At 69.9% G+C, this 26,972-nt stretch carries 10 protein-coding genes; 8 read left to right on the top strand and 2 right to left on the bottom strand.

All coding sequences use genetic code 11. From position 1 onward, the window contains the following. Positions 1-33 precede the first annotated feature (33 nt). Positions 34-2,400, top strand: a complete 2,367-nt coding sequence (locus tag CYFUS_RS33575) for a N,N-dimethylformamidase beta subunit family domain-containing protein (RefSeq protein WP_332468306.1) — start codon at positions 34-36, stop codon at positions 2,398-2,400. Between the two features lie 63 nt (positions 2,401-2,463). Here CYFUS_RS33575 and CYFUS_RS33570 read toward each other — a convergent pair whose 3' ends face one another. After that, positions 2,464-3,414, bottom strand: a complete 951-nt coding sequence (locus tag CYFUS_RS33570; protein ID WP_095988938.1) for an ATP-binding protein — start codon at positions 3,412-3,414, stop codon at positions 2,464-2,466. A gap of 123 nt (positions 3,415-3,537) precedes the next feature. Beyond that, positions 3,538-4,185: a hypothetical protein gene (locus CYFUS_RS33565; protein ID WP_095988937.1), complete on the bottom strand. Its 648-nt coding sequence runs from the start codon at positions 4,183-4,185 to the stop codon at positions 3,538-3,540. A gap of 280 nt (positions 4,186-4,465) precedes the next feature. On the opposite strand from CYFUS_RS33565, the gene CYFUS_RS33560 reads away from it, so the two are divergent. The 7 genes from CYFUS_RS33560 to CYFUS_RS33530 all read left to right on the top strand — a co-directional run bounded on the left by CYFUS_RS33560 (position 4,466) and on the right by CYFUS_RS33530 (position 26,907). Beyond that, entirely contained in the window at positions 4,466-8,086 is a 3,621-nt protein-coding gene (locus CYFUS_RS33560; protein WP_198316232.1) for a tetratricopeptide repeat protein, read from the top strand. Continuing rightward, positions 8,086-9,522 carry an adventurous gliding motility TPR repeat lipoprotein GltE gene (gltE, locus tag CYFUS_RS33555; protein WP_095988935.1) on the top strand — a complete coding sequence of 479 codons (1,437 nt, stop codon included), beginning with the start codon at positions 8,086-8,088 and terminating at the stop codon, positions 9,520-9,522. The genes CYFUS_RS33560 and gltE overlap by 1 nt, the downstream gene beginning before the upstream one ends. 98 nt (positions 9,523-9,620) lie before the next feature. Next, on the top strand, positions 9,621-9,899 hold the full coding sequence (gene cglF / locus CYFUS_RS33550; RefSeq protein ID WP_095988934.1) for an adventurous gliding motility protein CglF: 279 nt from the start codon (positions 9,621-9,623) through the stop codon (positions 9,897-9,899). Between the two features lie 68 nt (positions 9,900-9,967). Next, positions 9,968-11,923, top strand: a complete 1,956-nt coding sequence (gene gltG / locus CYFUS_RS33545) for an adventurous gliding motility protein GltG (RefSeq protein WP_095988933.1) — start codon at positions 9,968-9,970, stop codon at positions 11,921-11,923. A gap of 109 nt (positions 11,924-12,032) precedes the next feature. Then, complete coding sequence (gene cglE, locus CYFUS_RS33540; RefSeq protein ID WP_095988932.1) at positions 12,033-12,647, top strand: adventurous gliding motility protein CglE; 615 nt, start codon at positions 12,033-12,035, stop codon at positions 12,645-12,647. Between the two features lie 12 nt (positions 12,648-12,659). Beyond that, a complete protein-coding gene (locus CYFUS_RS33535; protein WP_095988931.1) occupies positions 12,660-14,537 on the top strand; it encodes a DEAD/DEAH box helicase in 1,878 nt (625 codons plus the stop codon). Positions 14,538-14,637: 100 nt separating this feature from the next. Next, a complete protein-coding gene (locus tag CYFUS_RS33530) occupies positions 14,638-26,907 on the top strand; it encodes a tetratricopeptide repeat protein (protein WP_095988930.1) in 12,270 nt (4,089 codons plus the stop codon). The last annotated feature ends 65 nt before the right edge of the window (positions 26,908-26,972 follow it).

The following is a 26,972-nucleotide window of genomic DNA, read 5'->3' as shown; positions in this document are numbered from 1 at the left end:
GACGCGGGCACGCCCATCCTGGTCGACGGAGGGGTGAGGCCGTCCCCTACCGACCCGGGAGACGCGGGCACGCCCCTCGAGCCCCATGACGCCCAGCTCATTCGCAAGGAGAACGCGCGTCCGGGGACGAGTGCCTGGCGCATCACCAAGGGCGCCAACCAGAACGAGATCGAGGGCTACGCGCTCGAGTCCACGGTGTCGCCGGGGCAGCGGGTGTCCATCGCGGTGTCGGTGAAGGACGGGCCGCGCAAGTTCTCCTGGGAGGTGTACCGGTTGGGCTACTACGGCGGGCTGGGAGGCCGGGAGGTGGCGCGCGGAGGTCCGCTGCAGGCGGTGCCCCAGGGGGAGTGTCCGCCGCAGCGGCCCACGGGGCTGGTGAGCTGCACCTGGAAGCCCACGCTGGAGATCCAGACGGACGCGAAGTGGGTGCCGGGCGTGTACCTGGTGAAGCTGGTGCGCGAGGACAACTTCCAGCGCTACGTGCCGTTCTTCGTGCGGAATTCGCAGCCGGGCGCCGAGGTGATGGTGATCATCCCCACCCAGAACTGGCAGGCGTACAACGCCTGGGGTGGCACCAGCCTCTACGACGACAAGTACAGCATCACGGGGGTGGGGCGTGCCTTCAAGGTCTCGTTCGATCGGCCCTACTACCGTGGCCAGGGCTCGGGACACCTCCTGGATGATGATCAGGGGCTCATCCTGTGGCTGGAGGCACAGGGGCTGGACGTGGCGTACGTCACCGACGAGGAGATGGACCGCAGCGGGGAGATCCTCGATCAGGCCAAGGTCTTTGTCATGTCGGGACACGATGAGTACTGGACGCGCGCGCAGCGCGACCGGGCGGACAAGGCGCAGGCCGAGGGCCGCTCGCTCATCAACCTCGGGGCGAACCAGGCCTACTGGCAGGTGCGGCTCGAGCCGTCGGCGGATGGCCGGCCGCGGCGCATCGTCACCTGCTACAAGGGTGACAAGCGCGACACGGTGAGCGTGAAGAGCCCGGATTGGACGGGGAAGTTCCGGGACCTGTCGCCGAAGCGCCCGGAGAATGAGCTGCTGGGCGTGATGTTCTCGGCGCGCTGGCACCAGTTCGCCCACCCCACGGTCATCACCCGGGCGGACCACTGGGCGCTGGAGGGCACAGGGCTGAAGAACGGCGACATCATCTGGCGCGCCAACGGCTACGAGCAGGATCAGCTGGTGGAGAATGGCAAGGCGCCCGGGAACGTGGCGGTGCTGGCCGAGTCCCCCGCGCTGTCGCTGCAGGGCGCCTTCGGCTTCGGGCAGATGGTGGTGTTCAACAAGGGCAAGTCGTGGGTGTTCTCCGCGGGAGGCATCGACTTCGTGCACGTGCTGGGCAACAGCGAGGCGGGAGATCCGCGCGCGGCGCGCATCGTGGCCAACGTGCTCTACAAGGGCCTGGGCCGGGAGGTGCCGGACAACCTGGTGACCATCACGCCCAAGCCCCTGCCCCCGCCGAGGATTCCCGCGCCCGCCACGGTGCGCACGGTGGCGGGACTGGCCGGCAAGCGGGGAGACCAGGATGGGCCTCCGGGCCGGGGACTGCTGGCCGCGCCGGTGGCGGTGGCGGTGTTGCCCGGGGGCGGCTGGGCGGTGGCGGACGCACTGGCCAACAAGGTGAAGCGCGTGTCGCCGGATGGCTCCGTCTCCACGCTCTCGCATGTGCGACTCAATGGCCCGCTGGGAATCGCCGCGGACGCGCAGGGCAACGTGTACGTGTCCGACTCGGACAACTACTGCATCCGTCGCATCACCCCGGACGGCACGACGACGGTGTTCGCCGGAGCGGAGATGCAGCCGGGCGGCATGGACGGCAGCGCCCTGCAGGCGCGCTTCAACCAGCCCGCGGGGCTCTTCGTCACCCCGGCGCAGGAGCTGCTGGTGGCGGACCTGGGCAATGGCGTCATCCGCCGCATCGATCTGCTCGCGCCGGGCAACCCCGTGTCGACGCTCCCGGCGAACCTGTGGATGTACCGGCCCTCGGCGGTGGCGCAGGGCCCGGACGGCACGGTGTACGTGGTGGAGACGGGGATGATGCGCGTGCTCAAGCTGTCCAACGGCACGGTGAGCGTGCTGGCCGGCTCGCCTCCGGGCGGCTTCGCGGACGCGAGCGGCGAGGCCGCGCGCATGCTGCCCTACGTGGGCATCGCGGTGATGCCGGACGGCGGCGTGGCGTTCTCCGATCCGGGCAACTACCGGGTGCGGCGCATCTCCCCCTCGGGCGAGGTGACGACGCTGGCGGGCTCGGGACGCTTCGGCGCGAGGGATGGCCGGGGCGCGGACGCGGACTTCGTGGTGCCCGGTGGGCTCGCCGTGGGCACGGATGGGACGCTGTACGTGGCGGATTCGGGCAACGCGCTGCTGCGCGCCATCACCCCGTGAGTCCGTGAGGTCTCCGCGAGCCCTCGTCCCCCGCGTGGCTGGGGGGCGGGGGCTCGCGCCGTTTCAACGGCCCGTGCCGCGTGAGCTCGTCGGGGGAGGGCCCGGGCGCATGTCGGCCTCCTGGATGAGCCGGCGCCGATCGGGCGTGTCCTTGGGCATCTCCACGAAGGTGCACATCTCGCACAACCGGCTGTAGATGCGCTCGCCCACGCGCTCGCGCAGCAGCTCCAGCTCGCGCAGGGCGCTCTTGGCGTCCTCGGCGGGGCGGTGGTAGCCGGTGGGCGCCGCCGAGCGCGAGGCGCGGCGCTCCGGCTCCAGCGAGTAGTTCGTCGCGAAGAGCGTGGTACGGCCCGCGTTGTAGCGCCGGGCGATCAGCTCATCGAGCGTCTCCATCTCGAACTGGCTGCCGCGCCCCTTGCCCATCTCGTCGATGGCCAGCACGGCCACGTCCGACAGGGGGCCGATGATCTCCCCGCCGCTCTTGCCCTCCTGGAAGCCGCGCCGGATGGTGGCGTAGAGCAGGGAGATCTCCACGTAGCGCGCCGCCAGGCCCAGCTCGAGCACCAGGTGCTTGAGCGTGGCGGCCAGCAGGTGCGTCTTGCCGGTGCCCACCGGGCCGCTCAGCATGAAGCCCTTGTTCACCCCCGCCTTGTCGAAGTGGTGGGAGAAGTGCATCGCCAGGTTGCGCGCGCGATCCTGCGCCTCGTTGGCGGCGCGGTAGTTCTCGAAGCTCGCGTGCGAGGTGACTCCCGGCAGGCCGATCTCGTTGAAGAGCGCCACGCGTTTGGCGCGGTGCTGGCACACGCACGGCACGAGCACCTCGTAGCGCTTGGGGCCCACCCTGGCGCTGAAGGTCTGCTCCTTCACCTCGTACGTGAACCCCCGGCCCTCGCACAGGGGGCAGCGCACGGAGCACGAGCACACCCGGGCATGCGCCCGGTCTCCCTGACGCTCGATGACGTACGTCCGTCCCTCGCACGTGCCGCACACCTCGCCGCTCACCTTGCTCGCCATGACCCCGGGCCATAGCAGAGCCACCTGACGCGCGTCAGCAGGGGAGACAGGTGTTCAGCGCGGCCGGGAACGAGCGGCCAGGCGGGCGACCCGCCGCTCTCCCAGGCCGGACCTCGCGGTCGCCTAGGCCTCGCCCAGGCCCAGGTGCCGGCGCACCGCCACGAGCAGCCGGAAGCGCCGCGACAGCCGCCGCGCGCGCCCGGACATGAACCGGGTGTCGCTGTCCACGCCCCGGGCCTTCCGCCACAGCTCCCGCCGCTCGGGCCAGGGCAGGGCGCGCAGCAACACGAGCCCCACGAGCGCCTCCTGGGTCTCCATCGTCGTGAAGTCCTGGGGCACGCGCTGGGCCAGCGCCTCGCGCAGTCGGTGGACGCGCGGCGCGAGCTCGGGCCGGCTCTCGGCCAGCCGCTCCATCGAGGCCAATAGCTGCGCGTGCCGCGTCTCCTCCCAGGAGCGCGTGCGGGCCGAGCGCTTGCCCTCGCTGCCCGCGCCCGCCATGCGCTCGCGGTACTTCTTGATCTCCGCCTCCACCTGCCGGCGGCAGGCGCGCAGGCTGCGCAACACGGGCTCTCCGGGGCGCGCATCCCACATGGCCTTCTCCGCGGAGCGGGAGATGCCGCGCGCCACCACCTCGAAGGGCACCGCCTGTCCGGCCCACGCGCTGAGCAGCTCCGTGTCCAGCGCCGACAGCATCAAGCCGCTGCCGCGCAGGGCCAGGAAGTAGTCGTGCACGCGCTCTTCGAAGCTGGCGCTCTCGGGGAGGAGACTCATGTTGCTACAGGTCCGTGTGGAGGGAAGGCGGGCGGCCGGGCCCACGTGTCCCCCTTACCAGGGGCGGCTGACAGCGCAAGCGCACTCCTGCTTCTGTCACAGCCTGCGTGGAATCTTTCCAGTGCCACCGAAGCAAGCCGACGTGCCCTGAGGGCCCTGTTGACCGGGTTCGACGCACCACGCATAGTGCCGAGCCTCCCCGATGGAAATTCCCGAAGAGTCCCGGACACTTGCCGAGCAAGCAAGGCAGCCGGCCGGCAGACCCCCGCAGAGGAAACCCATGCGCCGTACGCTTCTTCTCAGCCTCCTGCTCCTGGCCACAGCGGCCCCCGCGCAGGACAAGAAATCTCCGCGCGACGCCAGTCTTGGCAAGAAGAGCAGCACCGCGGTGATCGACAAGTCTCTCGCGGGTGACATCAGCCGCAAGAAGGAGAAGGCGGAGGCCGCTGCTCCCGCGCTGCAATACGATCAGTTCCGCCTGGGCGTGGAGGGGCAGGTGGCCTCCAAGCGGCGCGAGCAGATCGAGTCGCTCAAGAAGATCATCTCCCTGTCGGCGGACTCGAAGGAGCAGCCCTCGCTGCTCTTCCGGCTGGGCGAGTTGTACTGGGAGGAGTCGAAGTACTACTTCTTCGAGGCCAACCGGAAGGACGACGATCTGCTCGTGGCGATGAACGCCAACGACGCGGCGGGCCAGACGAAGGCGAAGGCGGCCAAGGCGGAGCTGACCACGCGCTCCAAGCAGTACGCCAAGCTCGCGCTCGAGCAGTACACGAAGATCGTCCAGAACCATCCGGACTTCGAGCGCTCGGACGAGGTGCTCTTCTTCCTGGGCACCAACCTCATGGAGGATGGCCAGGACCGCAAGGCGCTGGTGGCCTTCAAGCGCCTCATCGAGAAGTTCCCCCAGTCCAAGTACATGCCGGACACGTACTTCGCCTTCGGCGAGTACTACTTCAACAACTCCAAGGGCAAGCGCCAGGATCTGGAGAGGGCGCTCGCGGCCTACAAGAAGGCCGCCGAGTACACCGAGAGCCAGGTGTACGCCTTCGCCCTCTACAAGCAGGGCTGGTGCCACTTCAACCTGGCGGACTACCAGAACGCCAAGGACAAGTGGAAGGCGGTGGTGCTCTACGGCGAGCTGGCCGGCCCGGCCGCGGGCACGGACAAGGACGCGCCGGTGAACAAGAAGGGCAACTCGCTGGTGCGCGAGGCCCGTCAGGACTACGTGCGCGCCTATGCCCGCGAGGGTGACGTGATGCTCGCGCGCGAGGACTTCTCCAAGGTCGCCACCAATCCCGAGGATCGCTTCGGGATGATGAGGAGCCTGGCCAACCTCTACTACGCGGACGGCAAGGACCGCGAGGCGGCCATCACCTACAACGCCCTCATCAAGGAGAAGCCGCTCTCCCCCGAGGCCCCTGGCTTCCAGGGTCGCATCGTCGACATCGTTCTGCGCATGGGCAACAAGGATCGCACCGTCACCCAGGTGCGCCGGCTCGTGAAGATCATGAAGGAGGTCGAGAGCTCGGGTGTCATCAAGGACGACAAGGACAAGAAGGCGCTGGCCGAGGCGAAGGATCTGGCCGAGCGCACCCTGTCCAACCTGGCCGTCACCTGGCACAACGAGGCGAAGAAGACGCGCGAGGAGGCCACGTTCGGCTACGCCGACATGATCTACTCGGACTACCTCACGCTCTTCCCCGACAGCCCCAAGGCGTACGACCTGCGCTTCTTCTGGGCGGAACTGCTCAACGACAACCTGCAGAAGTACGACAAGGCCGCGGCCAACTACACCCTCGTCACCCTGCAGGACGTGAAGCTGCTGGAGGCCAAGGACGAGGAGGGCAACCCCAAGCCGGGCAAGCCGGGCAAGTGGCTCACCAACGCCGCCTACAACGCCGTGCTCGCCTATGACGAGATGGTGAAGGACGCGGAGAGCAAGGGCCTGTTCAAGGACGAGGTCAGCAAGGACATCCGCAAGAAGGCCACCATCCCCCAGGCCCGCAAGGACTTGCTCGAGGCGTGCGAGCGCTACCTGAAGTACGTGCCCAAGGGTGACAAGCGGGTGGAGATCGCCTTCAAGGCGGCCAACATCTACTACCGTCACAACCACTTCGACGAGGCGGTCCTGCGCTTCAGCGAGATCGCGCTCGGCTCGCCCGAGTACAAGTTCGAGACCGGCGAGCGCGCGGGCGAGGTGGCCGCCAACCTCGTGCTCGACTCGTACAACCTGCTCGAGGACTGGGCGAAGGTGAACGAGTGGGCGCGGCGCTTCTACAACAACGAGAAGCTCGCCACGGGCAAGTTCCGCGACGAACTCTCCAAGGTCATCGAGCAGTCGGCGTTCAAGCTGGTGAGCGCGCTCGAGGCGAAGAACCAGTTCGCCAAGGCGGCCGAGGCCTACCTGTCCTTCGTGGCCGACTTCCCCCAGACGGAGATCGCCGACGTGGCGCTCTTCAACGCCTCGGTGGACTACTACAAGGCGAAGATGCTGGATAAGGCCATCCAGGTGCGCAAGGACATCATCGAGCGCTACCCCACGTCGCGCTTCGTGCCGGAGTGCATCTACAACAACGCGGAGGCGCTGGAGGCCATCGGTGACTTCCGCGAGTCCGGTGACGTGTACGAGCAGTACGTGGATGGCTACGAGGCGAGCAAGAGCGGCAAGACCGTGGCGCGCGCGGCGCCCGCCAAGAAGCCCGCCAAGGGCAAGAAGGGCAAGGGCAAGGACAAGGACAATGACGTGGTGGTCTCCACCAGGCCCGGTGCTCCCCAGAAGTGGGAGGAGTCCAAGGCCCAGGTGGCGCTGTTCAACGCGGCCACCTACCGCGAGGGTCTCGGCGAGTACAAGGCGGCCCTCGCCCTGCGCGAGCGCTACCTGACGCTCTGGCCCAAGGCCAAGGACGCCGAGGACGTGTTCCTCTCCATCGTCGACCTGCACGAGAAGTCCGGCAACTACATCAAGGCCATGAGCCTGCTCGAGGAGTACGAGCGGCAGTACCAGAGCAAGCCGAGCAAGTTCCTGATGGCCGAGGGCCGCATCGTCGACATCTACGAGAAGAAGCTCCAGCGCCCGCGTGATACCGAGCGCCTCTACACCCGCATCCTCGACTACTACGAGAAGCTGCCGCGCCGTCTGCAGCAGTCGCTGGAGAAGAACGCGCTGCCGGCCGTGGGCCGCGCCCAGTTCCGCAGCGTGGAGCCGGACTACCAGTTCTTCTCCCGCCTGAAGCTGTCCTGGGGCCGTCCGCCCAGCCCCGACAAGCTCAAGGCCTCCATCGCGGATAAGAACAACTCGCGCGACGTGGTGGAGAAGAAGTACGTGCAGACGGTGTCCATCGGCGCCGCCGAGCCCGCCATCTGCGCCCTGCACCGCCTGGGCATGGTCTACGACAACTTCGCCGACAGGATCGGCAATGCCCCCATGCCGCCGGGCATCGACGAGGAGACCGAGGGCGCGCTGCGCGAGGAGTTCGGCAACCAGGCCCTGCCCCTCAAGGAGAAGGCCGCCGAGGCGTTCATGACCGCCGTGGCCAAGAGCCAGGAGCTGGGCGTCTACAACGACTGCGCGGCCGAGAGCCTCAAGATGCTGCGCACCACCTACCGTCCGGAGCAGTTCCCGACGATGGTGGAGGAGAAGGTGGCCCTCACCAAGGGTCGTGACCTGGCCATCGGCGGGGACATGCTCGCCGCCATCCAGGACATCCCGCCTCCCCCGGTCGAGGTGGCAGAGGGCGAGAAGGACACGAAGCAGGAAGTCGTCGAGGACGTGTCGGACCTCGCCAAGCGGCTTCAGCAGCAGACGGCTACCCAGGTTGACGGTCCGGCCGCGCCCACCAAGGAGGGCACGCCCAAGACCAAGGCCGGCACGGACGACCAGGAACCCGAGGACTTCCTCTAATGAATCGCCCCACGACGAATCACCCCTCCATGATGCGCTCACTCCTCGTGGCCGTGACCGCGGCGCTGTTCGCCGCGGGTTGCGCGGGCACCAACGCCACCAAGAACTCGGTTGTGGACTCGGGCAAGACGACGAAGTCCAACGAGCCGCAGTCCATCTCCAACCGCGCCAAGCTCCTCTTCGAGGACTCGCTCGCGGCGTATGAGGCCCAGAAGAAGGGCGGCGCCATCGACTACCCGTCGCTCGAGCGCAAGTTCAAGGCCGCGCTGGACGCGGACAACGGGCTGGCCGAGGCCCAGTACAACCTCGGTGTGCTCGCCGAGCGTCAGGGCAAGACCTCGGAGGCCGTGGGCCACTACCAGGCCGCCCTCAAGACCAAGCCCTCGCTGCGCCAGGCCTCGGAGAACCTGGCGGTGCTGGCCCAGAACGCCGGCGACGTGCAGGGCGCGGTGAACATCTACCAGGGCATCCTCAAGATGTACCCGGACGACGCCAACAGCCGCGCGCGTCTGGCGGAGATCTACCGGCAGACGGGCGACCACGACAAGGCGATGGAGTTCTCGCGCGCCGCCCTCATGCGCGAGCCCCAGTCCGTCACCGCCTACAAGGTGATGATGCGCAGCTACCTGGAGCGCAAGCAGCTCGCCATGGCCAAGCTCGTGGCGCTGCGCGCGATGAAGATCGACCAGAACGATCCCGAACTGCACCACACCATCGGCCTCATCCTCCTGCAGGAGGAGAAGAAGGACGAGGCGCGCCTGGAGTTCAATCGCGCCGTCGAGGTGCGCGCCGACTACGTGCCCTCGCACGTGATGCTGGCGCAGCTCGCGCTGGATGTGGAGAACTACCCCGGCGCCGAGGCGCACCTGCGCCGCGTGCTCCAGGCCGACAGCAAGAACGCTCCCGCGCACCTGAACCTGGGCGTGGCCCTCAAGGGCCAGGGCCAGTACGACAAGGCGATGCAGGAGTACGACGAGGCCGAGAAGCTCGACCCGAACCTGGCCGCCGTCTACTACAACCGCGGCGTGCTGCTGCACCGCAACAAGGGCGCTCCGGAGCGGGCCGTGGAGCTGTACAAGAAGTACATCGGCCTGTCCGGCAGCGAAGTGGCCCTCAGCGCCGAGCACCCCATCTTCGGGCTGCTGCGCGAGGCGGAGTCCATCGTCCAGGCCCAGCGCGACGCCGTCCTCCAGGAGGAGCAGGCCAAGAAGCTCGAGGAACTGCAGAAGCAGCAGCAGGAGCTCATGAAGGCCGAGGAGGCCAAGCAGGGGGGCGCGGCCACCCCCGCTGGGGGCGCGCCGGCCCCGCAGCCCGCGGCCCAGCCCGCCTCGGGTGTCCAGCCCTCAGCGCCCGCCCAGAAGCCCGCCGACACCGCCGCACAGCCGGCCACTCCGCCCAAGGCGGATCCGGCGGAGCCGTCGGACGACATCTTCTAGATGTGGGATGAGGTGGCGGTGGCGGGGGAGGGGGGATTGATGCGAACCTTCATGACGTATCGCGGCCCGCCGCATGGGCGGGCCGCCCGGAGACAGTGATGCGCAAGCTCCTGATGCTGTGTGGGATGTTGATCGTGACGCCGGCCCTCGCCCAGGACGAGGACTCCCCGCCCCCGACGAGGGATTCTGGCGGCGGTGGCAAGGCGGGCAAGGGCGGCCCGCAGACCATCGACTTCGAGGATGACACCATCGAGGGCGACCTGACCAAGCCCGACGGCGAGTACGTCGAGGCCCGCAAGAAGGTCTCGCACTCCAACCTCATCCGTATCCGCGAGGACTTCGAGGACAAGGTGATGCAGTCGGTTGGCGAGCTGTGAAAATCGCCGGGAACCCATCGCCGTCCGCGTTGTCCTAGAGATCGCCGCAAGCCTACCGAGGAATTGAAATGCCTGTGCCTTTGACACTCAGGGTCTTCAAGGGTGACACCCTGGTCACCTCGAAGGACTTCGAGCGTGACATCATCAAGATTGGCCGTCTCGCCTCGGCGCACCTGTGCCTGGACGACGAGAAGGTCAGCCGTATCCACTCCGTCATCGAGGTGGCCTCCGACGGCAGCCTGTCCATCATCGACATGGGCAGCGTCGAGGGCACCTACGTCAACGGCAAGCGGGTCAACAAGGGCCAGCTGTCGTTCGGCGACGAAATCAAGGTGGGTGGCACCACCATCCGCCTGGAGGACACCACGGCCATCGCCGCGGCCAACCTCGCCTCGGCCGCCGCGAGCACCGCGCCCGCCGCGTCCGCTCCCATCGCGCCCCAGCCGGACGCTTCGCTCGCCGCCGGGCTGGCCCAGGCCGCCATCTCTCCGGCCCGCGCCGCGACGCCCGCTCCCGTGGCCGCCGCTCCCACGCCCGCTCCCGTGGCCGCCGCTCCTACTCCCGCTCCCGCGGCCGCCGCTCCCGCTCCGGTCGCGGCTCCCAAGGCCGTGGCCCAGCCCGTGGCCGCCGCCGAGGCGCCGGCCGAGCAGCCCGCGCCCCGCGTGCGCCGGGTGCCCTCCAAGTCCAAGGGGCCGCTCGGCCTGGGCCTGCACTTCATGTGGGGCGACCAGCGCGTGGGCGACTTCTTCTTCGCTCCGGGCCAGAAGCGCTCCTTCACCGTGGGCAGCGCCAAGGGCGTCGACTTCGTCATGGGCGACGCCAAGCTGGGCGGCGAGCGCTTCGAGGTGATGCGCACGGACGGCCAGTCCTTCACGGTGCTCTTCTCGGGCAAGATGAAGGGCGAGCTCGTGCGCAAGGGCGAGACGCTGGACCTCAAGGAGGTCATCGAGTCCGGCAAGGCCTCGCACGAGGGCGACTCCTACGCGATCACCCTCAAGGACGACGATTTCCTCTCCGTGGACCTGGGCGGCGTGACGCTCGAGGCCGGCTTCGAGTCCGTGCCCAAGCGCGCCTTCGCGCCGCTGGGCGAGTCGGTGGACTTCGCCGTCGTCAACATCTTCCTGGTGCTCTTCTTCATCGCGTCGCTGTTCGTCATCAGCGCGTCCAACCTGGCCGCCGCCGGGGATGCCTACGCGGATGAGCTCGCGGGCAACAACTCGCGCATCGCCAAGCTCATCGTGAAGCCTCCCGAGACGCAGAAGAACAAGTTCCTCGAGAAGCTCAACGAGCAGAAGGCGGAGAAGGCGGCCAAGAAGGAAGCGGCCAAGAAGAAGGACGACACCCAGAAGGTGGTGAAGGAGACGCCCAAGACGACGACCCAGGCCAAGCCCGACAGGAAGGCCGAGGCGAAGAACATGGCCGCGAAGATCTTCGGCGGCAAGGGTGGCGCCGCGAGCCTCTTCGGTGGTGGCCTGAGCAACAACCTCAAGGGCGCCATGGGCAACATGTTCGCCGGGAAGACGGCCGCGACCAGCTTCGGCGGCCTTGGCCTCAAGGGGGGCGTCGGTGGCGGTGCCGGTTCCCCAGACGTGGTGGGCATCGGCACGGTTGGCACCAAGGGCCGTGGCGGTGGCATGGGCTCTTATGGTTCCGCCACCGGTAGCCTGGGTGGCACCAAGCAGAGCGTGGAAGTGGGCATCGCGGCCGAGGAGGCCACGGTGAGTGGCTCGCTCGACAAGGAGCTCGTGCGCCAGGTCATCCAGCGCAACCGCGGGCAGATCCGCTTCTGCTACGAGAGCCTGCTCAACCGCTTCCCGAAGCTGGGCGGCAAGGTGGCCATCCGCTTCACCATCGCCACCGAGGGCAACGTCGTCACCTCCTCCGTGGCCCAGTCCACCGCGGGCAACTCGGAGCTGGAGCAGTGCGTGGCCGGCCGTGTGCGCACCTGGACGTTCCCCAAGCCGAAGGGCGGTGGCTCCGTGGTCGTCACCTATCCGTTCATCTTCAAGGCGGCCGGAGAGTAATCCTCCGCTGACAGGAAACATCCAATGTGGGCGGTTCCGTGTCGCGGAGCCGCCCACTTGCTTTTTGCCTCTGGCGTCCGGGGGCGCCTGGGCTAACTTCCAGCCCTGAATGAAAGCCCTCCGCCCTTTTGTCGTTTGCGCCGCACTCGCCCTTCCCGCGCTCGCGAATGCGCAGGCCGCTGGTGACCGTCCCGCCGAGACCTACGAGGAAATCGAGCGGGGACTGTACTTCTCGGTCCTCGGTGGTCCTCTCTTCATCGTCAATCCGCCCGCGTCCTCTGGACCCCGGCCCTTCTCGCCCGGACAGATGGCCGAGGTGGAGCTGGGCGTGGACATCGGCGATCGCCTGTCGATCGGGCTCTTCCTGCGAGGCGCCGTCAACCGGGCTGGCTCGGAGTACACGGGCAACTCCAACGGGACTGCCTCGGGTGACTTCTCCTCGCTGGTGCCCGGCGCCGTGGCGCACGTGCGTCTGGTGAGCTTCCCCGACGCGCAGGAAGTGCCGCGAACGTGGTTCTACGTGCGGGGTGGCGTGGGCTACGCCCTGTTCTGGCCGAAAGCGCTCCTGCCGGAGTCCGACATTCTGGTATTCGCCGGACCGGGAGTGGAGTACTACACGCGCCTCCGGCACTTCTCGATTGGTGTCGAGGTGACGGCGAGCTTCTTCGTCAAGTCTCAGTCTTTCGGGTTCGCGCTGACGCCGAACCTTCGCTACGCGTTCTAGCGGGAGAATCACGTGCCTCAGGAGAATGGAAGCGGTGGGCCGCGCGGTGGACGGGGCCCGGGTGGTGCGCCCGGTCAGGGTCCTCGCCGGGATGGCCCGGGTGGCTTTTCGTTTGGTGACCGCGAAGGCGGGCGGGGTGGTGGCCGGGGTCGGGGTCGGGATCGCGAGGAAGGACCGGTCGGTCCCGCACAGCGCGTCATCGCCGAGCTGAGCGTCCTGGAGAAGGCGCTGGGCAAGAACGACCTCGCCGCCGAGAAGCAGCCCCTGGAGTCGATCGTCCGCTCGCTGCGCGCCCTGCGCGCGAAGTCGCTCGACGATCTGGACCTCAACGTGAGGGGCCGGCTCATCACCACGCTGCTGCGCGTGCAGCGGCAGACGAAGCCACCCGCGCCCGAGGCGGCTCCGGCGGCGGAGGCGGCGACCGAGGCTCCTGCCGAGGCCGCGCCCGCCGAGGGACAGGCCTCGCCCGCGGCTTCCGGCGAGGGCACGGAGGCGGCCGCCGGTGGCGCGCCCGCGGCGCCCGCGGTGGATCCCGCCAAGGAGAAGTTCCAGGCCTACACGGACGTGCTCTACCTCGTGGGCCGCGCCTGGCGTGCCGCGGGAGATCAGGAGCGCGCCACGGCGGCCTTCGGCCTGAGCGGCCGTCAGCCCGAGCCGGAGCGTGAGGAGCCCGCCGCGCGTCCCGCGGCGGAGCGTCGCGAGGGCCGGGGCGAGGGTGAGCGCCGGGAGCGTCGCGAGGGCCGGGAGCGTCCCGAGGGCGAGCGCCGGGAGCGTCGCGAGGGCCGGGGCGAGGGTGAGCGCCGGGAGCGTCGCGAGGGCCGGGAGCGTCCCGAGGGCGAGCGCCGGGAGCGCCGGGAGCGTCCCGAGGGTGAGCGCCGGCAGCCCCTGCCGGAGCTGACGGGGGACTGGCAGGAGCAGTCCAAGCAGCTCGAGGGCATGGGCCGCACCCGTGACGCGGCGCGCATGCACGAGCGCAACAACTCCTTCGCCGACGCCGCGCGCCTCTTCGAGGCGGGAGGCGACATCCGCAGTGCCCTGCGCTGCGCGCTGGCGGGCAAGGACAACGACACCGCCCGGCGCCTCATGGCGACGGTGCCCGCGGAGCAGCTGTCCCAGGTGCTCGAGAAGGCGGGCGCGTACGAGCTGCTGATGGAGGTCTACATCGGCAAGGGCGACTTCGAGAACGTCGCCCGGCTGTACGAGCGGGCCCGTCAGTTCGACCAGGCGGCGCTCGCCTACGAGCGTGCGGGGAAGTTGTCGCTGGCGCGCAAGGCGTACGAGCGCTCGCGCGACTTCGCGTCCGCCAACCGCATCCGGGACCTGGAGGTGAAGGCCCTGGTGGAGCGTGGAGACCGGCTGGGCGCCGCCACGCTGCTGGTGGCCGCCGGCCGCCGTCAGGACGCCGTGGAGGTGCTCGGCTCCCTGCCTCCGCCCAAGGCCTTCTACTTCCTGCAGCGGCTGAAGCTGGAGGACGAGGCCAAGGCGCTCGCCCAGAAGGAGCTGGCGCGCGCCGAGGCGGAGAACAAGCCGGCCGGCCGTGCCCGGTGGCTGGAGTTGCTCGGCGAGTCGGCCACCGCCGCCGCGCTCTACGAGGAGATCGGCCGCAAGGAGAAGGCTCTCGGCTTGTACGAGCTCATCGGCCACCTGCCCAAGGCCGCTTCGCTCGCCGAGGAGTTGCAGCTGCGCGACCGGGCCGTGGCGCTGTACACGAAGCTGGGTGACGAGGCGGGCGTGCAGCGCGCCCAGGCCCTGCCAGCCACGCCCCCCGCACGGCAGCCCGCGGAAGCCGCCGCCGCGGCCGAGGAAGCGGAGGACGCGGCGGTGGGACAGGCTCCTACTGCCGAGCAGAGCTCGTCCGCCCCTAGTACGGACGGGCAAGAAAGCCAGTAAATCTCCACAGTTGGCGGGATTTGCGAGATTGCGAGGGGCGGGGAGCGGACGATAGAGTGCCGCTCTTCCGCCCCTTCTTTTTTCGCGAGGCTTTTTCTTCATGGATTCGTCGAACCTCCGCCGACCCGCCGAGCGTGTCGTCACCGAGCGGCCCTTCGCCGAGGTTGAGGCCTCGCTTGAGAAGGCAGGCCGGGTCGAGGAGCTCATCCGTCTCTACGAGAGCCGTGCGCGCGAGACGACGGGCGCCGAGGCGGCGCGGGTGCTGGTGCGCGCGGGCCAACTCGCCCACGAGCGATTGCGCAATCCCGCACGTTCCGAGGAGTTCTTGCGGCGCGCGCTGCTCATCGCCGAGGACACCCGGCCCGCGCTGCTCGGACTGAAGGCCGTCTACGAGGCGCGCCAGGACATGTCGGCGCTCGTCGACGTGCTGGAGCGGCTGGGCGCCCTCTCCGAGGGCGATGAGTCCGCGTCCTTCTTCCTCAAGGCGGCCAACCTCCACGAGCAGAAGCTCTTCCGCCGCGATCGCGCGGTGCTGTGCCTGCAGTGGGCCGCGCGCGCCAGGCCGGAGCGCAACACCTTCAAGCGCGCGCGGCAGTTGCTCATGGCCGATGAGCGCTTCCAGCCCGTCTTCGACTCGCTCGAGCGCGAGCGGGCCGCGTTGGGCGGCGAGGGCATGGCGGAGGAATACGCGACCCTCTGCGAGAAGCTCGTGGAGGATCCCACCGAGCACGTGCTCGCCCAGCAGGCGCTGGCCGTGGTGCGGGAGCTGGAGCCGAAGAACGTCCGGGCGGACAAGGCCGCGCAGACGTTGCAGCGCTTCGAGCAGACGTGGCGCGAGCGCGCGCGCACCCTGCGTGGCATGTCGCTGGAGGAGCGCGATCGCAAGAGCGCGGCGCGGCTGTCGCTGCTGGTGGCCAAGCTGCACGCCTGGTACGAGCCGACGGCGACGGACAAGGTGAAGGAGGCGCTGGATCGCTGCTTCCTGCTGTGGCCGGGCATGCCCGACGCCGTCAACCTCATCGAGTTCGTGGCCGAGCGCAACGGCGACGTGTCGTCGGCGCAGTCGTGGATCGAGACGCTCGCGAACGAGGCGCGCGAGCGCACGGTCCAGGCGGACCTGTGGCTGCGGCTGGGCACCTTGCGGATGACCCGGCTCAATGATCCGGTCGGAGCGCTCGCCGCCTTCGAGAAGGCCACGTCGGTGGATCCCTCGCGCGCGGACATCGCCAACCTCGGCGCCGAACTGCTCCTGGATCAGCAGCGTGAGGTGGACGCACTCGCCATGTTGGAGCGGGCGCTGGCGACGGTGAAGGACCGGTCCACCCGGGTGGCCCTGCACCTGCGGCTGGCGGACCTGTACCTGCAGCAGAAGGACGGGACCGCGACGCGGACCCACCTCGAGACCGTGCTCAAGCTGGACCCGGTCAACGCCGCGGCGGCCTTCATGCTCGCGCGGTTGTTGGCGGAGCAGGAGGATCTCGCGGCGCTCGAGCCCCTGTTGGACCTGGCGATGCTCGCCCCGCGCTCGCGCGCCGAGCGCGTGGCCTTCTGCGAGGGCCTGGCGCTGCTGTACGAGGAGGCGGAGAACGCGCGGGGTGCCTTCGAGGTGCTCGCGCGCGCACTGACGCTGGAGCCGAGCCGGCCGATGTTGCTGGAGGCGGTGGTGGAGCACGCGAGCAAGGCCCACGCGGAGCCCGCGCTCGCGACGGCGCTGCGGCGAGCGGCCCTGGCGGCGCTGCCTCCCGAGGCGTCTCTGCCCATCTGGCGCCACCTCGCGCGACTGCTCGAGGGGCCGTTGGCGGATCCCGCGGGGGCGGAAGCGGCCTGGAAGGAAGTGCTCGCGCGCGCTCCGGGTGACAGCGCCGCCCAGGAAGCGGTGAAGGCGTTGCGTGCCGCCGCGGCGCTCTCGGCGGATCCGAAGACACGCCTGGAAGGGGAGATCCTGCGGCGCGAGGCGTCGGGAGCGACCCCCGCCGAGCTGGAGCCCCTGGTGCGCGAGTTGGTGCGACTCGCGCCGGATGATCCGGCGAGCGTGCGGCGCCTGCAGGCGGTGTGCATCGCGCTGTCGAAGGTGGAGGAGGCCACGGAGCTGGCCGGACGGCTGGCGAAGGTGTCCGAGACGCAGGTGGAGCGCAGCGACTGGGCGGCGCGTCAGGCCCGTCTGTACGCCGAGCGCCTGAACCGTCCGCAGGAGGCGGCGACGCTCTTCCTGCAACTGCTCGCGGAGAACGTCTCCACGGGCGTGGTGCTGGGCGGGCTCGAGCGGCTCGCGACGGCGGGAGTGCGCACGGCGGAGATCGCCGAGGCGCTCGCCCGTCATTACGGCCGCCAGGGAGATCATCAGCGCCAGGTGACGGCGTTGTCGCAGCAGTTGGAGGCCACGCAGGACGTGGCGGCGCGGCAGCGGCTGTTCGCGCAGATCGCCGGCCTCCAGGAGAAGCAGCTCGCGGACGGCCGTTCCGCCTTCGATTTGCGCATCAGGGCCCTGCGCGAGGTGCCCACCGACGAGGCCAACCGTGCCCAGCTCGCGCGGCTGGCCCACGAGCTGTCCGCTCACGTCGAGCTGGTGCGCGTGCTGCGCGCCCTGGCCGGTGAAGCGGAGGCGCCGGCCCTCGCCGTTCAGTTGCTCTCGGAGACGGCGACGCTGGCCGATGCGTCCGGGGCGCTTCCCGAGGCCATTGGCGCGCTGGAGGCGGCGCTGCAGCGCACGCCCGATTCGTCCGATGTGCTCGGTCGCCTCATCCAGATGTACGGCAAGGCGGGCCGCGCGGCGGAGGCGGACGCGCTCTTGCGCAAGCGCATCCAGACGGCTCCGCGCGCGGAGAAGGTGGAGCTGCTGATGCAGCTCGTGGAGCTCAACGCCGGGCTGGGCCGTCCGCTGCAGGCGGCCGAGGCGCTCCAGGCCGCCATCCACGCCGGAGCGGACGAGGTGCGCCACCTGCCGCAACTGGCCGAGCTGTACGAGAAGGCGGATCGCAAGCCCGAGTGGGGCCAGGTGCTCGCGCGGCAGATCGCGCTCGCGGAGGACGCGGGCGATCTGGATCGCGTGGCGCGGCTGACGCTCAAGCGCTCGCAGGTGCTCCAGGACTCCTCGGGAGACCGCACGGACGTGGTGCGCAGCTTCTCGGACATCCTCCGTCAGCGGCCGTCGGATACCGACGCCCGGGCCGCGCTCGAGGGGATGCTCACGGCGGGTCCCGCGCGCGAGGAGGCCGCGCGGGCACTCATCCCGGCGTACGAGGCCACCAAGGATCACCGCAAGCTGGTCGCCGCGCTGGAGGTGCTCGCCGAGGTGGCCAAGGATGACGCCGCCCGGGTGTTGGCGTTGCGGCAGACCGCGCAGGTCCACCTGACCCAGCTGCGTCAGCCGGAGCTGGCCTTCGCCTCGCTCGCCCGGGCCCTGCGCCTGGCTCCGGGTGACGCCGCCCTTCGGGTCGCGGCGCGCCAGGCCGCCGAGGACGCGGACTCGCTGGATGCCTACGCGGAGATCCTCATCGAGCTCACGGAGGAGGGAACCTCCGACGCGGTGCGCGTGGGTCTGCTGCGCGAGCTGGCCGAGGTGCAGGAGAAGAAGCTCGACGACCGCGGCGCGGCGCTCCAGTCGCTGCGGGCCCTGCTGGTGCTCGAGCCGGGCAGTGTTGACTGCCTGAAGGCCTTGCAGCGCCTGCACCGCGCGGGCGAGGAGTGGGCCGCGCTCGCCGAGGTGCTGGAGAAGCTCGCCGCCGCGGCGCCCGATGTGGCCGAGCAGATCGCGTACCTGCGCGAGGCGGCCCTGCTGCACGAGACGAAGCTGTCCGATCTGGAGAGCGCCGCCAACGCGTGGCGGGCCATCGCCGAGAAGGATCCGCTCCAGCGCGAGGCCGCCGCCGCCCTGGACCGCCTGTACACCGCGCTGGAGCACCCGAAGGAGCTGGCCTGGGCGCTCGGGCTGCGGCGCACGCAGGAAGGGCAGAGTCCCCAGGGCCGCGAGGTCTCCTTCCGTCTCGCGGAGCTGCTGCGCACGTCCCTGGGCGACGCCAATGCCGCGCTCCAGCTCTACCAGGGCATCCTCGCGGAGGATCCGGGCCATCCCGGTGCCCGCGCGGCGCTCGAGGAGTGGGTGAAGGCGGCCGTGCCGATGAGCGCCGGGGCGCTGGAGGTGTTGGATCCGGTGCTGGCGCGGCTGGGAGACCATGCCCGCCGCGTGGCGCTGCGCGAGGCTCGCTTGGCGTCCGCCCTGAGCGCGGAGAAGGCGCAGCTCACCGCGGACATCCGCCGCATCTACGAGCAGGACATGCAGCAGCCGTCGCTCGCCTTCATGGCGGCGGTGAAGGCCTTCTCCCAGGGCATCGAGCGGGAGTCGCTCCAGCCGGAACTGGAGCGGCTCGCGCGCGACACGGGCTCTCACGAGATGCTGGCCGAGCTGTACGAGGAGGCCGCCTCGGAGCTGCCCGCGGGTGAGGCGGCGACGCTCTCGATGCTGCGCCGCGCCGCGGAGCTGCGCGAGCAGATGGGCCAGACGGAAGAGGCCGCCAGCGTCTGGAAGAAGGTGCTCGAGGACGCGCCGCAGGACCGTCAGGCGCTCGACGCGCTCTCGCGTCTGTACGAGCGGGGACAGAACGCCAAGAGCCTCTCTGAGGTCTATGCCGCCCAGTCCGCGCTGGCCACGGATCCCGAGGCACGGCGCGCGCTGCTGGTGAAGGCCGGTGAGGCCCACGCCGCGGCGGGTGACGATGCCAAGGCGATCGAGACGTGGCGCTCGGCGCTGGCCATCCGCAAGGCGGCCGATGGGCTGCTCGCGCTGGACAAGCTGTTCGCCAAGACGCGCCGTCCCCTGGAGCAGGCGGATGTGCTGGCGCAGCTCGCCGAGCTGGCCAAGGACAATGAGTCCCGCCATGGCTTCATCCTGCGCCGGGCCCAGTTGCTGGAGAAGGAAGGCAGCCACGCCGAGGCGCTGAGCGCCTACCGGGAGCTGCTGGGGCTCGCCCCGGGCGATCCGCAGACCGTCGCGGGCCTGGAGCGCCTGCTGCAGCTCGATGCGCAGCGGGTGGAGGCGGCGCGACTGCTCGAGCCCGTCTACCGTGGCCTCAACGACACCCGGAAGCTGGTGGATGTGCTGGAGATCCTCCTGCCCGTCACCCAGCCTGCGCTGCGCCTGGAGCGCATCCAGGAGATCGCCACCCTGCGCGAGGCGCTCGGCCAGACGTCGCTCGCCTTCGTCGCGCGCCTGCGTGCCTTCAACGATGCCCCGCAGGCCGAGGGCGTGTGCGATGACCTGGAGCGGCTCGCGGCCGACTCGGGCTCGTTCGAGGAGGTGTCGGCGGCCTACGAGGATCAGCTCGATCGCGGGGCCGCCGAGCCCCTGGCGGGCGACCTCTGGCGCAGGCTCGCGGCCATCTACGACGGGCGCCTCAAGCGCTACGATCTGGCGGTGCGCGCGCTGGAGGAGGTCAGCCGGCGCGATCCGAAGAACAAGCAGGTCCTGGAGTCCATCTCCCGCGTGCACCGGCGCACGGGCGCCAACCGGGAGCTGGCGATGGTGATGCGCCGGCAGGTGGCGGCCGAGCCGTCCGTGCCCGCGCAGGTGAACCTGCTCTTCGAGCTGGCGCACCTCGCCGAGGAGACGCTGGGCGACAAGGCCCTGGCCGCGCAGACGTACCGCGAGGTGCTGGAGCGCCGTCCGGAGGACGCCAACGCGTTCAAGCTGCTGGGCCGCGTGCTCACGCAGATGGAGCGCTGGCCGGAGCTGGCGCAGCACATCGAGCGGGAGATCCAGCTGACCGACGCGCGCAACGCCCAGGAAGAGGGCAGCGAGCTGCGCGTGCGCCTGGGCCGCTTGAAGTTCAGCCGCCTGGATGATCCCCGCGCGGCGTTGGAGCTCTACCAGGAGGTGCTGCGTCGCCGGGCGGGACACGCCGGCGCGGTGGGCGCGCTGGAGGAGATGGCGCGCTCGGACAGCCCGCTGAGAGGCCAGGCGGCCCTGGCGTTGGAGCCGGTGTTCGCGGCGGTGGGCGATCACCTCAAGCAGGTGCAGATGCTGGAGTCGCGCGTCTCCGCCGAGCCCGTGCCGCAGGAGCGCGCGTCGTTGCTGCGTCGCATCGCGGAGACGTACGCGGGCCCGCTGGAGAACGCGGAGATGGCCTTCCTGTCGGCCACGCGCGCGCTGCGCGAGCTGCCGGATGAGCCGCGCACGCTCGAGCTGTGCCTCTCGTTGGTGGACAAGGCCGGAGCGCTCGAGGAGTTCGCGGCCATCCTCTCCGAGATCGCCCCGCGGGCGGGAGACACGGCGCGCTCCGAGCTGTACCGGGCCCTGGCGCGGCTGCAGGCCCGCCTGGGCGAGGACGATGAGTCGCTGGCCTCGTGGCGCAAGGTGTTGACGCTGCTGCCCACGGACACCGAAGCGCTCGACAGCATGGCGCGGATGGTGGCCGATCAGGGCACGCCGCAGGAGTTGTTGGAGGTGCTGCGGCGTCAGCTCGCGAGCGCCGAGGAGCCCGCGCGCCGCGCCCAGGTGCTGTTGCAGATCGCCGCGCTCCAGGACGAGAAGTTGCACGATGGCCTGGGGGCGCTGGCCACCCTGCGGCGCCTGCTGGACGTGAAGCCCGACGACGCGGCGGCGCTCGCGCGCATGGATGGCCTGTGCCAGAAGCTCGAGCGCTGGCCAGAGCTGGCGGACGTGCTCGCGCGGCGCATCGCGCTCGTGACGCCCGAGGAGGGACTGGAGCTCAAGTTCCGCCTCGCGGTGGCGCGGGAGACGAAGCTGCTCGACAAGGCGGGGGCGCTGGCGCTCTACGGCGAGGTGCTGTCGATCCAGCCCAACCACCTGGGGACGGTGGGACGCCTGGAGGCGCTGGTGGGCCGCGAGCCGCAGAACCTGCTCGCGGTGGAGACGTTGCTCAATGCCTTCCGCGCGAGCGGGGACGTGACGCGGCTCGCCTCGCTCATCGAGACGCGGGTGGGCGTGTCGCCGGACGCGCACGAGCGCAAGACGCTCCTGGGCGAGCTGGCCACGCTGCGCGAGTCCCAGGGCGAGCCGGAGCTCACGTTCCTGGCGCTCTTCCGCTCCTTCAAGGAGGATCCGAACGACCGCGAGCTGCGGATCCGGCTGGAGAACGCCACGGACGCGGCTGGCTCCTATGACGAGCTGGTGGTGGCCTACGAGGAGGCGCTGCCGCGCGTGGCCGAGGTGCAGGACTCGGCGGAGATCTGCCTCAAGCTGGGCCAGCTCTTCGAGTCGCGCCTGGGCGAGCCCGAGCGCGCCATCATCTACTACGAGCGCGCGCGCAAGCTGGACTCCACGGCGCAGGTCAAGTCGCTGGCGGCGTTGGACAGGCTCTACATCACGCTGGAGGCCTGGCCCGAGCTGGCGGATGTGCTGGAGGCGCTGGCCTCCACGGCCGAGCAGACGGTGGAGAAGGTGGGCTACCTGTTCCGCCTGGGTCAGCTCATCCAGGAGAAGCTGGACAACATGGATCGCGCCGCCTCCGCCTTCGAGCAGGTGATGGCGTTGGATCCCACGCACCTCGCGTCGGCGCGGCTGCTCGAGGGCATCTATGACGCGGCCGGAGCGCAGGACAAGCTGTACGCCATCCTGAAGCTGCAGTCCGAGCGCGTCACGGGTCTGGAGCGTGAGCGCGTCCTCATGCGCATGGCGCAGGTGTCCTCCGAGGGACTGGAGGACCTGGACCGGGCCATCAAGTTGTACCGCGAGCTGCTGGCGAAGAACCCGCGCAACGACCAGGCCTTCACGGCGCTGGAGGGGCTCTACGAGCAGGCGGGCCGTCACGAGGAGCTGCGCGTGCTGCTGGCGGACAGGCTGGCGCAGACGCTGGATCCGCGCGAGGTGGTGCGGCTCAACGAGCGGTTGGGCAAGGTGGTGTACCGGCTGCTCAAGCAGCCGGAGCTGGCGGTGACCTACCTCAAGGCGGCGCTGGATCGGGATCCCCGGCACCGGGGCGTGCTGGACACGCTGCGCGAGCTGTACGAGGAGACGGGACCGGCCGAGGAACTGGTGGGCATCCTGCGGCGGCTCGTGCCGCTGCAGGAGTCGGCCGAGGGCGTGAAGGTGCTGCGCCTGCGGTTGGCCGAGGTGCTCTCGGGGACGGGGCGCCGCGAGGAGGCGCTGGACGCGGCGCGCCGGGCGCTGGAGGTGGAGCCCCACGCGGTGACGGACCTGGAGCGCGTGCATGCGCTCTTCGTGTCCCTGCGGGCCTACAACGACGCGGTGCGCGTGCTCGAGCTCAAGGTGCAGGTGCACCTGCAGGAGAACGAGCGCGACCAGGCGGTGGCCACGTGGTTCGCGGTGGCGGACCTGTGGTCCGGTGCGGGCAACAAGCCCGAGCTGGCGGCGGGCGCGCTGGAGAAGGTCCTGGAGCTGGATCCGGCCAACCGCACGGCCTACGAGCGCGTGTGCGAGCTGTACCGCGCGAACAAGGACTGGCGGGCGTACGCGCAGGTGGTGGACCGCTACCTGCCACACCTCGTCACGGAAGAGGAGAAGCTGGCCACGCTCAAGGAGCTGGCCAAGGTGCAGGAGGAGCGGCTCGGGCAGAAGGACGTGGCCTTCCTGGCGCTCTGCCGCGCGCTGCAGATCGACGCCTCGGACGACATGCTGCGCGAGGAGGTGGAGCGGCTCGCCGACGAGACGGGCTCGCACGAGGAACTCGCCGCCGTCTACGAGGAGGTGGCGGACGCGCTGCCGCGTGGGCCGCTCGCCGAGCGCATGTACGCGACGCTGGCGCGCGTCCATGACCTGAAGCTGGATGACGCGCAGGCGGCGGAAGGGGCGCTGCGGAAGATCCTCGAGTTCGATCCGACGAACGCCACGGCGCTCGATGGGCTCGCGGGGATGTTCCAGCGGCGGGGCCGCGAGCGCGAGTACGTGGTGGCCCTGGAGCAGAAGATCGAGGCCGCGGGCTCCATCGAGGCGCGCAAGGCCATCCTCCGGGAGATCGCGCGAGTCCAGGACGAGCAGGGTGATCCGGACGAGGCCGCGAGCGCGTTGCTGCGGGCGCTGGAGCTGGAGCCGGACACGGAGACGCTGGGAGAGCTCACGGCGCTCTATCGCCGCCAGAAGGCCTGGAGGGACGTGGCCTCCACGCTGCTGCGGGCGCGCGACCTGGCGGCCACCGTCGAGGAGCGGGCACGCATCCAGGTGGAAGTGGCGGGTGTCTACGAGCGTGACATCGGGGACGACGAGCCCGCGGTGGCCGCCTACCGGCAGGCGCTCGAGTTCGAGCCGTACAACCTCCAGGCCCTGGAGTCGCTGGAGCGGCTGCACACGCGGCTCGACCAGCCGGGAGAACTGCTCGCCATCTACGAGCGCATGCTCGAGGTCATCACGGACTACCGGGAGCGGGTCCGGGTGCTCTTCCGGTGCGCGAGCATCTGGGAGGACACGTACCAGAATCCGGCCAACGCGGACGCCTTCATCGAGGGCGTGCTGGCCATCGATCCGCAGAACATGCAGGCGATCAAGTCCCTCATCCGCCTGCGCAGGACGCAGGCGCGGTGGGAGGACCTGATCGTCGCCTACGAGCGGCAGTTGCAGCTGGCCACGTCGACGCAGGAGCAGGCGGAGATCTACGTGGAAGTGGGCAACGTCTACCACCAGCAGCTCAAGCAGGTGGACCGGGCGGTGAACACGTACCACCACGCGCTGAGCATGGATCCGATGTGCCGGCCCGCGCTGCATGCGCTCGGCAACCTGTACGAGCGCAGCGGCAACTGGCCCTACGCGCTGGAAGTGTTGCAGCAGGAGGCGCAGCTGGCGGGCCGTACGCCCGAGGCGGTGGAGCTGTACTACCGAATGGGCCGGATGCACGAGGACATGCTGATGGACACGGGCAGTGCGCGGGCGAGCTACCAGAGCGCCCTCGCGATCGACCCGGGCCACCTGGCGAGCATCCGCGCCCTCAAGGGCATCCAGGAGCAGGAGAAGGACTGGGGCGGCTACGAGCAGACCCTGCTCCAGGAGGCGCAGCAGACCGAGGATCCCGAGGCCAAGGCGCGCGCGCTGCTCGAGGTGGCGCGCTACAACGCCGAGACCAAGGGCGACCCGGACACGGCCACGCACTACTTCGAGGAGACGCTGCGCTACGCGCCGGACAGTCTGGAGGCGGCGCGTCCGTTGTCGGACGTCTACAGCGCGCGCGAGGACTGGGTGCGCTGCGAGCGCATGCTCGACATCGTGGTGCGCAAGATGGCGGAGCGGGCCATCGCGGAGAAGGACTCGGGACTGGCCGCGGAGTTGTGCCGGCAGCTCTACCGCCTGGGCTACGTGGCGGACAAGCTGGGCAACCGCGACAAGGCGCTCGACTCCTACAAGAAGGCCTATGATCTCGACGCCACGTACCTGCCGGTGCTCGAGGGCTACGGCCACCTGTTGGTGCAGCACGCGCAGCGCTACGAGGACGCGCTGCGCATCTTCCAGACCATCCTCATCCACCACCGCGAGGAGCTCACGGACATGGAGGTGGTGGAGGTCTACTGGCAGCTGGGAGACATCCACGCGAAGCTGAACCAGGTGGACCGCGCGCAGAACCACTTCGAGAAGGCGCTGGCGGTGGACTCCAGCCACGAGGCCTCGTTGCGTGCGCTGGTGGCGCTGATGGACGCGTCGCAGCGCTGGGAGCGGGCGGCGGACCTGCGCCAGCAACTCGCGCAGGTGCTGGAAGGGGAGGGCAAGGCTCGGATCTTCCTGGAACTGGGCCAGCTCGCGCGCGAGAAGTTGAAGGATCCCTACCAGGCGATCGACGCGTACACCGGCGCGCTCAAGCTCATGCCGGAGTCGCTGGAGGTGCTGGACGCGCTGTACGTGCTGCTGCGCGAGACGCGCCAGGGCCAGAAGGCCGCGGACATGCTGGAGCGGATGTTGCGGCTGCCCGCGTTGAGTTCCGAGCCGAACAAGGCCAAGCGGGTGTGGTTCGCGCTCGGCGAGCTGCGCCGGGACGAACTGCGCGACGTGGACGGCGCGGCCCAGGCCTTCAACACGGCGTTGGATCTGGATCATCGCTTCGTCGAGGCCTTCAGTGCCCTCGAGGCGATGCTGGGAGGCGCGAGCCAGTGGAGGGCGCTGGAGGAGAACTACGTGAAGATGATCGGGCGCATGCCGAAGACGCCCGACACGCACGGGGCGCGCATGGGCCTGTGGCGGGCACTCGGTGACCTCTACCGCCAGGTGTTGAAGAGCCCGGAGAACGCGGTGGCGGCCTACGGGCTCGTCGCCAAGGGCCTGCCGGACGACGCGTCCGTGCAGGAGATCTACGCCGAGCTGGCCGCGGCCTCTCCGGGCAAGGAGGACGAGGCCATCGCGGCGCTGCGCCGGGCCCTGCCGAACACGCGGGATGCGCGCAAGGTGTGCTCGCAACTGGTGCGCCTGTGCGCGTTGCGCCGTGACTATGACGGTGCGTGGCGGGCGGCGCAGGCGGTGGCGGGGCTGCTGGGCGAGGCGGGAGACGACGAGAAGGAGATCCTCTCCAAGCTCGGGCCCTACGCCAAGCTCAAGGAGGTGGCCCAGAGGCCGCTGCCGGACCGCATGTGGTCCTCGCACCTGCTGCACCCCCGGCTCAAGGGGCCCTTCACCGAGCTCATGGGCCTGCTCTTCGAGCAGCTCGGCCACCTGTACGCGGTGCCGTTCCAGAACTACCAGATCGTGCCCAAGAGGCACCGCATCGACCTGGCCAGTTCACAGGAGTACCACGTGCAGCACTACCGGTACGTGGCGCGCCTGTTCGGGATGGACGCGGTGGAGTTGTACTCGCCGCACCTGGTGGCCCGGCGCGAGAACATGGCCAAGCGCTCCAACGAGCCGGCGCCGGATCCGCGCCTCAACGTGGAAGTGCTCCAGACGCACCCGGCCTGTATTCGCGCGGGTGGGCGCTTCTTCGCGGAGCAGGGGCAGAAGGAGGCGTACTACATGCTCGGCCGGGCGTTCGCGCTGGTGCGTCCGGAGCTGGCGTTGAGCCAGCGGCTGGCGCCCGAGCGGCTCGAGGCCGTGGTGCAAGCCGCGCTCAGCCTGGTGGTGCCCAACCTGCGCTTCACGGTGGATCCGCGCGCGGTGGACGCGGAGCGCCGGGTGCTGGAGAAGAGCGTCAGCGAGCAGGGCCGCGCGGCACTGGCCAAGGTGGCGCGCGTCTACGTCCCGGTGGCGACGCCGGCGGATGTGCGCCAGTACCTCGAGGGCGTGGAGCTGACGGCGGTGCGCGCGGGCCTGCTGGCCGCGGGCGAGTGCGAGCCCGTCAAGCGCATGGTGCTGGAGGAGACCGGGTCGGCCTTCCGGGTTTCTCCGAAGGCGAAGCTCCAGGATCTCCTGCTGTTCGCCACGTCCGACGAACTTCGCGAGTTGCGTGTCGCGATAGGTACGGACGTGGAGGTGCAGGTAAAGAAGTAGCCGCACGATGAAGGGCGCGTGAACCCTGGAGAGGGGTTCACGCGTTGAAGAAGCAACCGGGCGGG

It is taken from the genome of Cystobacter fuscus (genome assembly GCF_002305875.1).
GTDB classification, from domain to species: Bacteria; Myxococcota; Myxococcia; order Myxococcales; family Myxococcaceae; genus Cystobacter; species Cystobacter fuscus_A.
Note: the sequence above shows the minus strand (reverse complement) of the source record. Positions and strands in the feature narration are given on the sequence as shown.

Coding starts and splice junctions, on each gene's coding strand:
- CYFUS_RS33570 (WP_095988938.1), bottom strand. CDS start 3,414: ATGGCGAGCAAGGTGAGCGGCGAGGTGTGCGGCACGTGCGAGGGACGG.
- CYFUS_RS33565 (WP_095988937.1), bottom strand. CDS start 4,185: ATGAGTCTCCTCCCCGAGAGCGCCAGCTTCGAAGAGCGCGTGCACGAC.
- CYFUS_RS33560 (WP_198316232.1), top strand. CDS start 4,466: ATGCGCCGTACGCTTCTTCTCAGCCTCCTGCTCCTGGCCACAGCGGCC.
- gltE (WP_095988935.1), top strand. CDS start 8,086: ATGAATCGCCCCACGACGAATCACCCCTCCATGATGCGCTCACTCCTC.
- cglF (WP_095988934.1), top strand. CDS start 9,621: ATGCGCAAGCTCCTGATGCTGTGTGGGATGTTGATCGTGACGCCGGCC.
- gltG (WP_095988933.1), top strand. CDS start 9,968: ATGCCTGTGCCTTTGACACTCAGGGTCTTCAAGGGTGACACCCTGGTC.
- cglE (WP_095988932.1), top strand. CDS start 12,033: ATGAAAGCCCTCCGCCCTTTTGTCGTTTGCGCCGCACTCGCCCTTCCC.
- CYFUS_RS33530 (WP_095988930.1), top strand. CDS start 14,638: ATGGATTCGTCGAACCTCCGCCGACCCGCCGAGCGTGTCGTCACCGAG.